Raw genomic sequence first — 14,374 nt, 5'->3', positions numbered from 1 at the left:
AAGGGGGTTGCGACAATACAACCGCTAAGAATGCCCTAAACCGGCCCGGCCGTCGAGCCGCTCCCGCCTCTTCCATGACTTAGGACAGAACGTCCGGATGCGCCCGCAACGCCCGCCGCGCGTAGTACGAGAAGCCCACCTGCGAACGCTTGGGTGTCAGGATCCAGTCGTGGGCCTCGCGGCCCAGCGCCGGCGGGATCGGCTGGATTTTGCCGGCGGCCATGGCCAGAAGCTGCATGCGGGCCGCGCGCTCGAACTGCAGCGCCAGCACGCAGGCCTCTTCCACCGACCCGGCGGCGACCAGCATGCCGTGGTGCGACAGCAGGATGGCGCGCTTGGCCCCCAGCGCCGCCGAAATGATCTCGCCTTCCTCGTTGCCCACCGGCACGCCCGGCCAATCCTTCAGGAAGGCCACGTCGCCGTACAGCGGGCAATTGTCCATGTGCGAAATCTCCAGCGGCACCTCCAGCATCGAGAGGGACGCGGCATGCAGCGGATGCGTGTGGATGATGCAGTTCACGTCCGGGCGCGCGCGATAGATCCAGGAATGGAAGCGGTTGGCCGGATTGGGCATGCCCCCGCCTTCCTGCACGCGCAGGTCCTCGTCCACCAGCAGCAGGTTGCTGGCGGTGATCTCGTCGAAGCCCAGGCCCAGCCGCTGCGTGAAATAGCGGTCCGGCTCCGGCGCGCGCGCCGTGATCTGCCCGGCCAGGCCCGAATCGTGCCCGCCGTCGAACAGGATGCGGCAGGTCAGCGCCAGGCGTTCGCGCAGGCTCCAGTCGGGCGTTTCGAACTGGCGCTGCATCTCGGCCTTCGCCCGCGCGATCAGTTCGTCTTTTCCCAGGTGCATCGTATCGGCCATCATTTCTCCATCGGATTGAGTCGCTCATGCCGTTTCAATCAACGGCGTAAAGCCCGGCAAGGCGCGCATGCGCGCCAGCCAGGCGTCGATATGGGCAAAGCCGGACAGGTCGTAGCCGCCTTCCGCCGCCATGCTCGTGTAGGGGAACAGCGCGATGTCGGCGATGGTGGGCGCCGTCCCGACCAGATAGGTCCGGCCCGCCAGGTGCGCATCCATCCATGCCGCCGCCTTCATGCCGGTCTCGCGCCATGCCCGCATGGCCGGGTCGTCCGCCCGCGCCGTCCGGCGCAAATGGATCAGCAGGCGCGGCTGCGCGAAGGCGTGCATATGCTGCGTCTGCTCGAAGCTCAGCCAACTGCTGACCCGCGCCTGCGCCAGGCGGTCCGCGGGCAGCCACGGCGTGCCCTGCCCCAGATACCAGAGGATGGCCTGCGACTCCGCCAGCCATTCCCCTTCCGGGGTCAGCAGGGCGGGGACCTGCCGCCAGGGATTGATGCGCGCGAACGCCTCCGTCTCCAGGTCGCCCTGGACGATGTCGAACGTGCGCCGCGCGATCGGCAGGCCCATATAGCCGCAGGCCAGCCGGATCTTCCAGGCGTTGCCCGAACGCAGCGTATCGGCCAGTTCCAGCGGCTTGCCCGCCAGGGGGTGAGGTGTCCGGCCCATCGTCAGTCCATCCTGATGTTGGCGCGCTTCACGATCTCGGCCCACTTGGCCTTCTCGCCGGCGATGAAGCGCTGGTACTCGCCGGGCGTCCCCGTGTAGAGTTGCGTGCCCTGCGAGGCCAGCCGGTCCTTCAGCTCCGCCGAGGACAAGGTCTTCTGCAAGGCGGCGCTCAGCTTTTCCAGCACGGCGGGCGGCGTGCCCGCCGGCGCGAAGAACGCATTCCAGGAGCTGATCTGCAGGCCGGCATCGCCCACCTCGCCCGCGGCCGGAACTCCAGGCGCGGACGGCAGGCGCTTGTCTGCGGCCACCGCCAGCGCGCGCAGCTTGCCCGACGCCGCGTGCGGCATGATCACGGGGCTGGCGTCCATCACCACGTCCACCTGGTCGCCGATCGCGGCGTTCACCGCCTCGCTGCCGCTCTTGAACGGCACGTGCACGATGTCCACGCCCGCCGTCAGCTTCAACAGTTCCAGCCCAAGATGCGGCGAACTCGCGTTGCCCGCCGAGCCGAAATTCAGCTTCGCGGGATGCGCCTTGGCGTAGGCCACGAATTCGCCGAACGTGGCCGCCGGCACGCCCGCCCGCACCGCCAGCAGGTACGGCGAACCGGACACCATGCCCACGGGCGCGAACTTGTCCGCGTCGTAGCCGAGCTTGCTGTAGATCAACGGGTTCACTACCTGCGTGCCCACCGTGCCCATGAAGATCGTATAGCCGTCCGCCGGCGCGGTGGCGGCCAACTGCGCCGCGATCACCCCGCCCGCGCCCGGGCGATTCTCGACCACGATTCCCTGCCCCAGCACGTCGCCCATGCCCTTGCCCACCTGGCGCGCGACGATGTCCGTGATCCCGCCCGCGCCGAACGGCACCACCAGCCGGATCGGCCGCTCCGGATACGCCGCCTGGGCCCCGCCGCCCGCCATCCCCGCCGCCAGCGCCAATGCGCCCGCCATGCCCCGAAACCTCATCTTCGTTCCCCTGTGTGTCGCGGATCGATTCCGCCATGACACAAAGTGTCCTATAGCACATTGATTTTCCGCAAGGAAATTTGATTTAGGGGAAACCCTGTGAAGCGGGCAGTCAGCCCGCACTTGGCACCAAATGGCAAGTTTCCGTCGGCGCGATCTCTTAACCTAGCTCAACCATTCGGACTGATCTTTGGCATGTATGCCGCCATTGGCTGGACAAGGCCAAAGATATCCAAGGCCTTGATACTGCTCCATTCGACTGCTTTGTTGAGTGCGCGCGGGAGGAAGGGATGGAAGATCTTGAAACTGAAAAACCAGGAACTGATCGACGTATTGAATTGGCTCGGCTGAAGCGATTACTGAGGAGCTTGAGATTCCCCGCATGCTTGATCGATGGCAATTGCGTTTTGCGCCACACCAACTGCGAATGGCTTGAATCGAGAGGCCTGGGCCGCGGACCGCTACTGGGACGTCGCCTCGTTGAAACGCTTGGAATACAGAATTATCGGCAGTTGAAAGAATCTCTCTCCAAGGCACTTGCCGGCGAATTGGTATCGCAACCCATCGAAGACCCGGCATTCACATCCGACAGCGCTGTTTGCATGGCAACAATAATTCCCGCCGCTTTCGTTTCCGACGTCATCGACGGCGCGATCGTCATTCTCAAAGAAAGCCGTTCCGGCATTGAGGCCGCCCCGCTGGAACGGGAATTCGCAGATGATGCAACCGCCCCGGCTTCCCACGGCATCGTTTCCGCCGCGTTAACCGGCTTGTGCGACCAGCGCGCGGTCCTGGAGCAAATCGCCGGCCTCCAGGCCGTCCATTCGCTGCAGGATGCGTTGAGCAATGCGCTGGCGCGCCGGGAATTGTCTTTGCAGTATCAGCCCATTGTTGACCGTTCACAGAAAGTCATAGGCATGGAAGCATTGATGCGTTGGAATTCGACCGAGTATGGACAGATTCCTCCCGCGCAATTCATCCCTATGGCAGAGCGGAGCGGCGCGATCATTTGCCTGGGCGCCTGGGCCCTGGAAGAAAGCTGTAAACAACTGGAGAAATGGGCCGGCAACGCGAAATCCGCCGCCTGGACATTGAGCGTCAATGTCAGCGCGCACCAGTTCAATCACTGGTCTTTCGTCGGCGAGCTGGTGCGCCTGGTGGAACAGTATGGGATAGCGCCAGGCAGGCTCATCCTGGAAGTGACGGAGAGCGTGTTCCTGAATACGGAGGGAAACAGGCTTCAAGGCAGCTTCCAGCGAATCTGTGACGCCGGCGTGGGTATTGCCGTGGACGACTTCGGCACTGGATTTTCGTCCATGGGCTATCTGCGGAATCTATCGGTATCCCGAATAAAGATCGACAAGATATTTATCGACGAAGTCGTGAAGAGCAAGAAAGACCAAGGGATCGTAGAGGCCATCATCATGCTGGCCCGGGCGCTTGAGGTGGGTGTCGTGGCCGAAGGGGTGGAAACGGCTGAGCAGCTCACGTATCTGAAAAGTGTCGGCTGCTCCGCATTCCAAGGGTTTTACTTCGGAAGGCCGAGCGATATCGCGCAATTTTTATAAAGAATTCATCTCGCGCGTGATCCCTCCCGCCAAAGCGCTTGCCGCCCAGCCATTGGCGGTCCCGCGCAAGCACTGCGGGCCGGCGCCGCGCATCGTTTCAACGAAATCAGGAGTAAACGCATGTCCGCACGCGGTTGGGTTTTTTTGTTGTTGTCCTTGGGCGCTGGTTTTGCATGCTCTGCCAATGCGGCGGATAACGGAGCGCCGCAACCCGAAGTCAGCGACCCCCATTTTCAACTCGCCCCGGGATATATCAAGCAGTCCGAGCTTCCGGACAGTCTCCTGCTGCTGGGACCGCCGCCTCCCGCCGGAAGCGCGCGATTTGCTCGTGATGAAGAAGCGCGGGAGGCCACGATTCCACTGCGGAAAACCGCCCGCTGGGAACTGGCGAGGCTGGATGCCGATCTCGACTTTCCACAGCCGGCGAAGAATTTTTCATGCGCGATGGGAGTCCCTATCGAAGAGAACGCGACGCCCCACGTATACAAGCTGATGCAACGGATATTGACGGATGCGGGCCTCTCCACCTATGGCGTCAAGAACGCGCAGCACCGGACGCGGCCATTTGTCGTACACGATGAAGGCACCTGCTGGCCGGACCAGGAACCTCTGCTTCGAAACGACGGATCCTATCCTTCCGGGCACACGGCGGCCGGCTGGGCCTGGGCCTTGGTGCTGACGGAGGTCAACCCCGAACGCAAGAACGAGCTGCTCGCCCGAGGACTGGCTTTTGGGCAAAGCCGTGTCATTTGCAACGCGCACTGGCAAAGCGACGTCGACGCGGGACGCATCATGGGTGCGGCGACCGTGGCGAGATTGCATTCCGATCCCGCATTTGTCGAGGACGTAAAGCTGGCCCGCGACGAGGTTGCGCGCGCGAAGGCGGCCGGCCAGGCAGCGAAGCTCGAATGCTCCGCCGAGGCCATCGCGCTTTCGGCCAAGAAATGACTAGCGCGACATCGGGCAGCCCTTCCGTGGAGCCGCCCGCATCGTCAACAGAATCCCGAATCGAATAAACCAGGTGGAATATGCGTGTTTTTTTGGCGGCAGCGACGTTCATGCTCTTCGGCGGAGGCGCCCATGCGGGTAGCGACGGCGCACGGCCGGACGAACCCAAGGCCGCGACCGCGGAATCGGCCGGATGGCAGTTCTCGGTCAGCCCCTACGTCTGGGCGACAGGCGCAAGCGGCAAGGCGGGGCAGTTCAATCTGCCCGCGGCCCGAATGACGTCGAGTTTCGGAGACATATGGCACGAGCTGGACTTCGCTTTCATGGGGGCCTTCGAGGGCAGGCGCGACCGGTATACCGTTTTTGGCGACCTGTTTTACGCGCGGATGTCGGATACGGACAGCAATCCGCAAGGCCATCTGAGAAAGGACATCGACGTCACCATGAAGACATTCTCCGGCCTGATCGGCGGCGGCTATAGCCTGTTGGCCAATGAGCACGGCAACCTGGATATCGTCGCTGGCGCCCGGGTCTGGTCCGTCAGCACGCGCCTATCGTTCGATGGCGGCCTGCTAAATGGAACCAAACGGCGCGATAGCGCCACCTGGATAGATGCCGTCGCGGGCTTCAGGGGAACGCGCTTTATTACCGACAGGTTTTACGTCACGGGCTGGGCCACCGCGGGCGGGGGCGGAGCCAAACTGGACTGGGATCTGACCGGGGCGGTCGGCTATAAGATTGGAGACCATTTTTCCGTGGCGGCCGGATACCGGGCAATGGGCGTCGACTATAGCCATCGCGGCTTTATCTACGACATGGTGCAGCGCGGACCGATCATCGGCCTGACGTATAAGTTCTAGCCGGTTCATTATGGCCAGGCGGTCAATATAATACTGCGCGTGAACAAGCGCTTAAGCCCATGTCGAATTCCACGCCGTCCATCAAACTGAGAAGTTTCTTGCAGATTGCCCCTTACCTGGCAACTCGAGGCGTATCTTCCCTTGAATTCTTCAAGCGCCTCGGCATCTCCCCGAATATTTTCCAGACCCCCGACATCTGGCTGCCGCGTGCTGACTGCTTCCGCATTGCCAACGAAATGGCGGCCGTTGCGCAGGACCCGTTCGGCGGCGCCCATGTGGGCCATTTGATGGAGCTGCGTTCGCTCGGCGCATGGGGTGAGCTGGTCCTGGGCTCGGCGAATGTGGCGCAGGCGTGTGCCATGGCAGCAACCCACGCGGCGTTGCTGCATCAGGGGGGAGAGGTCCACATCGTTACGGAGGGCCGTAAGACGAAGCTTATTCATCGCTTCACGGGGCGGCTCGAAGAGGATCCGCGGCAATTCATCCTCGGAAGCCTTGCCGTGCTTCGAAAGGTGCCTCTCATGGCTGGAGAGCCGTCGGCCATACGCGTGCATCTGAAGGCGTCGCGAGCGCGAGGCGACGATGCGCTTGAACAGTGCCTGGGCCCGAATATCGAAACAGGAGCTGAATATGACATGGTCGAATTCGACCGTGGGCTGCTGGAAGTTCCCCTTCAAGATTTGACGGACGACGCCTGGAGGATTACTGAATCGCTGCAATCGACGATTGATACCGCGGGCCTGCTTATTGAGCGGATATCGGATCAAAGCGACGTCAAGCTCAAATCGGTTGCAAGGGAAATCGGAATGTCGCCCCGGACGCTTCAGCGGCGTCTCAAATCCAGCGGCGTCGATTTCGAAGAGCTGCGGGACGAGACGCGTCGCGGCGAGGCGCTTCGGCTGGTTCGGCTGGGTAAATACACGGCGACCGAAATAGCCTACATGGTCGGCTATAGCGACCCGGCGCATTTCACCCGCGCATTCAAGCGCTGGACCGGAAACGCGCCATCCCGCTTCCGCTCCGCGCTGCACGCGGCCTGAAATTTCCGAAACACCAGCCAAGAAAAAGTGAGGTTTACAACCCGAAATCCAGGGCGGCGCCTCGAAGTTGGCGGGCGCGGACGCCAGAAAACCGTTTTGCAGCGATGCTTGCGCCCTGGGGATGGCAAGCATGGCCTCGATCTCAATATTCCATCGGCGCTGACACACTCGGGCGCCCAACGAAGAATCAGGAGCTTTCACTAATGTATGCCATGGCAAGCCAACACAATCCTGCGAGGACTTCTTCCCGCCTTGCCCGCAGCCTGGGCGCCATCGCGTTGATGCTGGCCGGTATTCTTGCCTGCGCGGGCGCCGCGCGCGCCGACAGCGCGGCGCAGATCCGAGAGGCGTCCGCGGGCGCTCTGCAGCATCTTTATGCGGCCGAACCCAGCACGCATGAACTGGGCGAGAAGGCGGTGGCGATACTGGTGTTTCCAAAGATCTACAAGGCCGGCTTCGTCGTTGGCGGCGAGCATGGAGAAGGCACGCTATTCAAGGGCCGCGAGGCGACCGGCCATTACGCCATCGACGCCGTCTCGCTGGGCCTGCAGGCCGGCGCGCAGACTTTCGGCTACGCGCTTTTCTTCATGAACCATAAGTCGCTGGCGTATCTGGACCAGAGCGACGGCTGGGCTCTCGGCAGCGGCCCCAGCCTGGTTCTGTGGGATAAATACACGGCGTCCAGCGTGTCCACGACCACGCTGTCGCAGGACGTCTTCGCCGTGCCTTTCGGCGCCCAGGGCCTGATGGCGGGCATGGGGCTGGAAGGCTCCAAGATCACGCGCATCACGCCCTGATCGCTCTTATCTCGCCGCGGCGGTGCGCAGGCGGTCCAGGATGACCGCCAGGATGATGACCACGCCGATGACCAGCGTCTGATAATAGGCGGACACTCCGACCATGTTCATGATGTTGGACAGCATGCTCAGTATCACCACACCGTATACCACCTGGCGTATGCCGCCCGCGCCGCCGGTCAGCGCCACGCCGCCCAGCACGACGGCGGCCAGCGACTCCAGCGTCAGATTCGGCGCCGCCACCGGTTGCGCCGACCCGACCCACGCGGTCAACACCACGCTGCCGATCGCGGCGCACAAGCCGCTGGCCGCATAGGTCAAGATCGTGGTCATCTTGACGTTGATGCCCGATTTGGTCGCGGCCGACAGGCTGGAACCGACGGCATACACGTGGCGGCCGAAAACGGTGTGGCGCAAGACCAGTCCGGCGGTTGCCGCGCAGATCACCCCGATCCAGACCGTGGAAGGAATGCCCAGCAACGCCCCATAGCCGATGGTGTCCGCGTAGGCGGGGTTGATGTTGTAGATCGGAACGCCGCTGGAGAGAATCAGGGCCGTGGCCTGGGCGACCGAAAGAATGCCCAGGGTCACCACCAGCGGACTGACCCTGAAACAGGCGATGATGGCCCCGGAGAGCGAGCCCACGGCTACACCCGTGCCCAACATCACCGCGACACCCGCGACCGGGCCGTATTGCTCCATCGTCAATACGCCGACGACGCCGGCCAGGGACATGACCGCCGCCAGCGACAGGTCCAGCCCGCCGCTGATGATCGCGAAGGCCTGGCCGACCGCCAGTATCAACAGCGGCATCATCTGCGTGGCGAGGTTGCGCAGGTTGTCGAGCGAAGCGAACTTCGGCTCCACGAGCGACGTCCCCACGGCCATGATTACGATGAATATGGGCAACATCAAGCTCGAGCCGATCTGCCTCGGCTTTCCGGTTCCCGCCCTGCCGCCATTGCCGAATTCCATCCTTAGACCTTGCATTCTGGATATCTCTATATAGTGGGTTCACCGGTCTCGCACCCGGCGCCGTGGCGGCGCCGCGCCTGCTCAGTGCGCGGCCGAGTTCTGGCCGAGCACGTCCGCGACTATCTCCGCCTGGTCGCCCAGCGTCGGGTTTTCATACCGTTGAGCCACCCTGCCTTCGTAGAAAGTCAGCACGCTGTGGCACAACTGGATCGTTTCCATGAGATCGCTGGAGAGCAACACGACGCAGACGCCGGATTGCGCCAGATCCCGTATGCGATCGTGCAGACTGAGCTTTGCACTGATGTCGATGCCCGCGGTAGGCTCCTCCAACACCAGGACGTGGCGCGCCCGCGCCATGGCTCTGGCCATCAGGACCTTCTGCTGATTGCCTCCGCTCAGGCCCGTGATCGGCAAGTCCATGTCGGCGTACTTGACTCCGAAATGGCTCAAGGTCCTCGACGTCTCCGCACGCTCGGCATTGCTCGAGACAAAGCCATACCGGCCGAGCCTGTCCAGCATGGACAGGCACAGGTTCTCCCGAATCGAGAGCGAGGGAAAAATGCCGTTGCTGGCCCGGCCGGCGGGCAAGTACGAAACGCCGCAAGCTGCCGCATCCGCGGGATCCCGGGGATCGAAGCGCCGCCCCGCCAGTTCGAATTGGAACTCCCTGCAACGCGTAGCCCCCGACAACGCATGAATCAGCCGCTCGGCGCCGGAGCCGACCACCCCGTATAGTCCTATGATTTCTCCACGCCGCACCCCGATGGACTCCGGGGCGCCGCAACGCCTGCGCAGGCCGTCAATCCGGAGCACTTCTTCACTGTGTTCCTGGCGGCCATCCGTCGGCGTCGCCTTGGGCAGCTTGCCGCCCGTCAATCTTTCCAGAATATGGTTGGCGTCCAGGCCCGGATGCATGAGAAACGAATCGACCAGGCTGCCGTTGCGCATGATGCTGACTCTGTCGGCCAGTTCCACGACGTCGTCGACGTGGTGCGTGACCAGCACCAGGGATTTCCCCGCATCGCGCAGGCCGCGCAGCACTTTGAAGAGGTTTCCCTTTTCCGCGGCGCCCAGCATGGCCGTGGGCTCGTCCAGGATCAACAGGGTAGGCGCCTGAAGCAGCGCCTTGGCTATTTCCACCAGTTGCTGCGAACCGACGGACAGCTCCCTGACCGGGATCTCCACATCCAGTTCGCAGCCCAGGCTGACGAGCACGGCGCGGGCCTCCTCCGTTTCCTCGGCATGGCGCAGCAGGCTGAACGGCCCTCCCGCCTTCTGCGAGCCCAGGCGCAGATTCGCGCGGACCGACAGGTCCGGCGCCAGCGAAAGCTCCTGGAACACCATGGCCAGCCCGCGCGCGCGCGAATCCTTGATGGTTTTGAACGCGACGCCGCCCCCGCCGACCTCCAGCGTGCCCTCGTCGGGCGGGTACAGGCCGCCGATTATCTTCCCGATGGTCGACTTGCCCGCCCCGTTTTCCCCCAGCACGCAGTGGATCTCGCCGGGATGGAAGTCGATCGACACCTGGTTCAATGCCAGCGTGGCGCCGAATCGCTTGGAGACTCCTTTCAGTGACACCAATGCTTGCGCATGATCGATTGCCGGCACCGGCCCGGCCGCCTCGCGTTGTTCGCCTTGCATATGCGCCCCTTGCCTAATCCGGACCGGTTGATCGAACGCAGCTCATTGCGACGACGTGATGTTCCAGCCCTTCGGCGGAATGTCGTATTCATCGAACGCGTATTTCGAGACGTTCTCGGGCGTGATGACGACCGGAGGCGTCAGCAGATGCGGATACTTCAGCGAACCGTCCTTGACCATGTTCGGCATCGGTTTGCCTTCGCGGTCCCGGATCGCATATTGGACGATAAGGCGTCCCATCAGGATTCCAGGCTCCGACGCCACGGCCAGCATGCGCCCGTCCTTGACCAGAGGAATCGCTTCACGGACGATGGCGCTCGACACGACCTTGACGTTCTTGCGCTGCTGGCGAACCGCCTGCACCGCGCCCATGCCCAGCGAGATCACCGGGGTGTAGATGAAATCCGCGCCGGGGTCCCGCAGCAGAAGGTCGGAAGCCTGCGACATGCCATAGGCAAGGTCCAGCGAGCCGCCGAACGCCCCCGGCTTGACGGTCATGCCCGGGCACTTCTTGGCCTCGCCTTGAAACGCCTCGAACCGCAACCGCGCCCATTCCGCGCCGGCCGGGCCCGGAATGGGCAGCGTGGTCGAGTTCGGCTTTACCGCGCACAGCGCCTTGGCCAGCGCGATCCCGATCGCGCCCTCATCCTGGCCCACGCCGAAGGCGACATTGGGGCTGTTTACCGGGATGCCCGCGGCCAGCACCTTCGTCCCGCCCTCCCGCAGGTTCTTGAACATGGCGTCATAGCCATCGAAGCTCGCGGCGCCGACGACGACATAGTCGGCGCCCCGCGCCTTCAGGCTTTCCAGTTGGGCGAACTGTTCCCGCACATTGCCGTATGCGCCGGCGACGGAAACCTGCAGCACATTGACGCCGCTGCGCTTGGCTTCGTCTTGAATGCCATACGCGATGCCCTTCCAGAAATCGTCCTGCAGGTGAACCAGCGTCACCCCCAAGGTGAACGGCTTGTCGGCCTTCAGCGGCTCGACCAGCCCCTTCAGCCGATCGGCTTCCGCCGCCGTGGCGGCATTCATACCTACGCCCAGAATTGCCATTCCGGCCAGGACGGCGCCCAGAACCGCCGGAAAACGCTTGAAACCATAGCCAAACATCTTCATACGACCTCCAGATGAGGAGAGTTGTCGGGTTTTATTCGGGAAGAAAGTTGCCGCGCCGGTTCGCCTCGTCGTAGACGTACAGTCCGGACAAGAAGGTCTTGGTGCGCTCGTACCACATCCTGCGGCGCGGATTCGGTGCGATTCTGTCCACCGGCTTTCCCCCTTGCAGGATGTAGTCGAATTCGCCGGGGCGCTGAAGCAGGGTGATGTCCTTGGTCGGGTCGCCAGGCAGGACCAGGATGTCCGCGTAGCGCCCTTTTTCGAGCTTGCCGACCTTGTCGCGGTAGCGCGGCGAGAGAAGCCGGGTCACGGCCAAGGTGTTTGAATGAATGGCCTGCAACGGCGTCAGTCCCAGCAGCTTGACGAATATTTCCATCTCGCGCGCGTGCCATTGGCCGTAAGGCACGGGGGACCAACCGCTCTCGCTGCCGGCCAGTAGCGGCACGCCGGCGTCATAGGCCTGGCGCAGGTTCTTGCGGGCGGCGTCGACCTCGCGCTGGAACGCCGCGGCCCCCGAAGCGCCGGCGCTGGCCTGGTTGGCCTCGATGAGGTTGACCAGCAGCGTCAGCGTCGGCGTGATGACGCTGCCGGACTTGAGGCATGCCTCGATGCCGGCTTCATCGATATACGACGCGTGAAACAGGTTGTCGAAACCCGCCAGGGCGGCGTCGCGCGCGGATATCCTGGAGCGCGCATGGATGCTACAGATCTTGCCGAGCCGATGGGTCTCGTCGGCGATGATTTTCAGCTCTTCGACCGTGAAGGCGGACACGTCCGCCGAATCGGGCGTGATGAGGTTGTCGTTGGATCCGGATACCTTGATGGCATCGACGCAGTCCTTCACTTGCAGCCGTACCGCCTCGACCAGGTCGTCCCGGGTCTTGACCAGCACGGCAGCCTGGCCCGGCGGGAACGCCATCTCGCTGGGAAACGCGTCCTCCAGGCCTTGATGATTGGTGATCTGCCGGCCGGACACCGTGTAGCGCGGCCCGGGAAACATGCCGCTCTCGATGGCGTCCCGCACCGCCTGCGCCACCGCGTAGGTGGTGGCGGCGTCGAATGCGCTGGTCACTCCCGCCTGAAGTATCTTCTTGGCGTTATAGATGGCCTTGATCGAACGGAACTCGACCGGCGAGTACAGCGCATTCTCTTCTTCGGAGCGCGACTCGCCGAAAGAAATATGCGTATGGCCGTCGATCAAGCCGGGCATGATCGACCGGCCGGGCAATTCCACCACCTCATAGTCCTGGGCCGCGAAGTGGGCCGGCAATGCCCCGGACTCGCCTACCCAGGCAATGTGCTCTCCTTCGGTCACGACGATTCCGCGTTCAATGGGCGCATCGAGCGTCCCGTCGATGACCCTGCCCTTGAGCAAGTAGCCTTTCTTGTTCATGGATTCCCCTTTGCTTTCATTCGTTGTCCAGATGGCGGCGGAAAAAATCCGACGCCAGTGCCAGGAACGTAGCGGTGCGCTCGACGGCGACGGAGTGGGAGCATTCGCTCAACAACACGACATCCGCGGTCGCCAGGCCGCCGGCCAGCTCGATCGTCGACGACATGGGAAAGGCCTCGTCGTCCCTGCCGTGGAGCATCAGCACCGGTTGCGCAATGCGTTCCAGTGTCGGCTTCGCGACGACCGCGGCATCGATGTACTGCTGCTTGTCGCCGCCGAACATCGAATCGAAATAGTCGGCGTAGCCTTCGGCGTAGATGACCTTTTCACGCGCCTCGTAATAGGCCTCGCCAATTCCGGACGTATGGTGGATCAGCCCGCCAATCGCCTTGCGGAGTTCTTCCCGGTTGCGCGGACAGGTCCAGGTCCGCGCGGTGCCGTCCTTCAGATCGAACCTGGCGCCCATTGCGCCCGTGGTCATCACCGCCGCCACCTTGGATGACCGCGCGGCCACCGTGAGCGCGATCGAAGCGGACAGCGAATGGCCGATCACCCCCGCGCGTTCGGCAGGGATGAGATCGAGCATCGCGACGGCTTGCCGCACCCAGAGTTCGTAGTCGAAAAACGGCGCGGCAGGCTTTCGGCCGCTGCCGCCAAAGCCGATCAGGTCCATTGCGAAGACCTCGTACTTGCTGGCCAACGGCTCCATGACGGCCTTCCAATTGCCGATACTGGATGCCCCCGGCCCGGAGCCGTGCAACAACAGCAGCGGCCGGCCCTGGCCGGCGCGCAGATATTGGACCTCTGTACCTTCGAAGCTGAACGATTCGGTTCTCAACGGACTTCCCCTACGGTCAAACACAACTGCCCCCCGGCGCGAAGCGCGGCTTCGGGCATCGCGCCCGGGCGGACTCGGGCGTGTCAGGCGACGTGCACGATGGCTTCCACCTCAAGCAGGAAGTCCTCCTTGACCAGGCGGTCCACTACCAGCAAGGTGTTGGGCGGCAGTTCCGCCCCCTTGAACCACTTCGGAAAATATTCGGCACGCAGCTTCATGAATAGGTCGATGTCCTGCGAATGCACGAAGTACGTCGTGAACTTGACGACGTTGTTGAAGTCGCCCCCCATGCCGCGGAGCACGTCGCCGAGATTGCGGAAGATCTGCTCGAACTGGGCCTTGAAATCGTTCTTGCCAACCACATTGCCGTCTGCGCCCACCGACAACTGGCCCGCGACGAACAACAACTTTCCGTCCGCCGTTCCGATATGCGAATACAGACCTTGCGCGGGCGCGCAGCCTTTCGGGTTGACGTACTTCACTTGGCTGGACATGACTGCTCCTGGAACGAGGGATGGGAGGTTGACGTCACGGCGCAATGGGCACCGCGGCATCGAGCGGGCGTTGCAAGGCCTGCGCTACGGCACAGACCAGCGGTCCGCCCTGCCTGGAAAAATTGTATAAAATTTGTCGCTGACAGGATTGAAGTCTAAGCTCGTGGCGACAAGTATGAATTAGTACATACCCTTGTCTGGCTGT

14 protein-coding genes are annotated in these 14,374 nt (G+C 63.1%); 5 read left to right on the top strand and 9 right to left on the bottom strand.

The window, feature by feature from the left end; genetic code table 11:
• Nucleotides 1-79 precede the first annotated feature (79 nt).
• Genes AVE30378_RS12275 through AVE30378_RS12265 form a run of 3 tightly spaced genes read right to left on the bottom strand, consistent with a single transcriptional unit; the run spans nt 80 to nt 2,481 of the window.
• On the bottom strand, nt 80-862 hold the full coding sequence (locus AVE30378_RS12275) for an aldolase (RefSeq protein WP_129241272.1): 783 nt from the start codon (nt 860-862) through the stop codon (nt 80-82).
• 24 nt (nt 863-886) lie between these two features.
• A complete protein-coding gene (locus AVE30378_RS12270; protein ID WP_129241140.1) occupies nt 887-1,528 on the bottom strand; it encodes a glutathione S-transferase family protein in 642 nt (213 codons plus the stop codon).
• Nucleotides 1,529-1,530: 2 nt separating this feature from the next.
• On the bottom strand, nt 1,531-2,481 hold the full coding sequence (locus AVE30378_RS12265) for a Bug family tripartite tricarboxylate transporter substrate binding protein (RefSeq protein ID WP_425265783.1): 951 nt from the start codon (nt 2,479-2,481) through the stop codon (nt 1,531-1,533).
• Between the two features lie 305 nt (nt 2,482-2,786).
• Between AVE30378_RS12265 and AVE30378_RS12260 the strand changes: the two genes are divergently transcribed.
• The 5 genes from AVE30378_RS12260 to AVE30378_RS12240 all read left to right on the top strand — a co-directional run bounded on the left by AVE30378_RS12260 (nt 2,787) and on the right by AVE30378_RS12240 (nt 7,709).
• Nucleotides 2,787-4,064, top strand: coding sequence for a putative bifunctional diguanylate cyclase/phosphodiesterase (locus AVE30378_RS12260; RefSeq protein ID WP_129241138.1), 1,278 nt, complete (start codon nt 2,787-2,789; stop codon nt 4,062-4,064).
• Nucleotides 4,065-4,184: 120 nt separating this feature from the next.
• Complete coding sequence (locus AVE30378_RS12255; RefSeq protein ID WP_129241137.1) at nt 4,185-5,012, top strand: acid phosphatase; 828 nt, start codon at nt 4,185-4,187, stop codon at nt 5,010-5,012.
• 80 nt (nt 5,013-5,092) lie between these two features.
• Nucleotides 5,093-5,872, top strand: coding sequence for a hypothetical protein (locus AVE30378_RS12250; protein WP_129241136.1), 780 nt, complete (start codon nt 5,093-5,095; stop codon nt 5,870-5,872).
• 59 nt (nt 5,873-5,931) lie between these two features.
• Nucleotides 5,932-6,912: a helix-turn-helix transcriptional regulator gene (locus AVE30378_RS12245; RefSeq protein WP_129241135.1), complete on the top strand. Its 981-nt coding sequence runs from the start codon at nt 5,932-5,934 to the stop codon at nt 6,910-6,912.
• A gap of 212 nt (nt 6,913-7,124) precedes the next feature.
• Entirely contained in the window at nt 7,125-7,709 is a 585-nt protein-coding gene (locus AVE30378_RS12240) for a lipid-binding SYLF domain-containing protein (protein WP_129241134.1), read from the top strand.
• A 6-nt stretch (nt 7,710-7,715) separates the two neighbouring features.
• Here AVE30378_RS12240 and AVE30378_RS12235 read toward each other — a convergent pair whose 3' ends face one another.
• The 6 genes from AVE30378_RS12235 to AVE30378_RS12210 all read right to left on the bottom strand — a co-directional run bounded on the left by AVE30378_RS12235 (nt 7,716) and on the right by AVE30378_RS12210 (nt 14,169).
• A complete protein-coding gene (locus AVE30378_RS12235; RefSeq protein ID WP_244235025.1) occupies nt 7,716-8,621 on the bottom strand; it encodes an ABC transporter permease in 906 nt (301 codons plus the stop codon).
• Between the two features lie 144 nt (nt 8,622-8,765).
• A complete protein-coding gene (locus AVE30378_RS12230; protein ID WP_129241133.1) occupies nt 8,766-10,325 on the bottom strand; it encodes a sugar ABC transporter ATP-binding protein in 1,560 nt (519 codons plus the stop codon).
• A 42-nt stretch (nt 10,326-10,367) separates the two neighbouring features.
• On the bottom strand, nt 10,368-11,444 hold the full coding sequence (locus AVE30378_RS12225; RefSeq protein WP_129241132.1) for a substrate-binding domain-containing protein: 1,077 nt from the start codon (nt 11,442-11,444) through the stop codon (nt 10,368-10,370).
• Nucleotides 11,445-11,475: 31 nt separating this feature from the next.
• Nucleotides 11,476-12,837 (bottom strand): metal-dependent hydrolase family protein, encoded by a 1,362-nt coding sequence (locus AVE30378_RS12220; protein ID WP_129241131.1) that lies wholly within the window; start codon nt 12,835-12,837, stop codon nt 11,476-11,478.
• Between the two features lie 16 nt (nt 12,838-12,853).
• Entirely contained in the window at nt 12,854-13,675 is an 822-nt protein-coding gene (locus AVE30378_RS12215) for an alpha/beta fold hydrolase (protein ID WP_129241130.1), read from the bottom strand.
• Nucleotides 13,676-13,758: 83 nt separating this feature from the next.
• Nucleotides 13,759-14,169 carry a RidA family protein gene (locus AVE30378_RS12210; protein ID WP_129241129.1) on the bottom strand — a complete coding sequence of 137 codons (411 nt, stop codon included), beginning with the start codon at nt 14,167-14,169 and terminating at the stop codon, nt 13,759-13,761.
• Nucleotides 14,170-14,374 lie beyond the last annotated feature (205 nt).

The organism is Achromobacter veterisilvae, assembly GCF_900496975.1.
GTDB lineage: Bacteria > Pseudomonadota > Gammaproteobacteria > Burkholderiales > Burkholderiaceae_B > Achromobacter > Achromobacter veterisilvae.
Note: the sequence above shows the minus strand (reverse complement) of the source record. Positions and strands in the feature narration are given on the sequence as shown.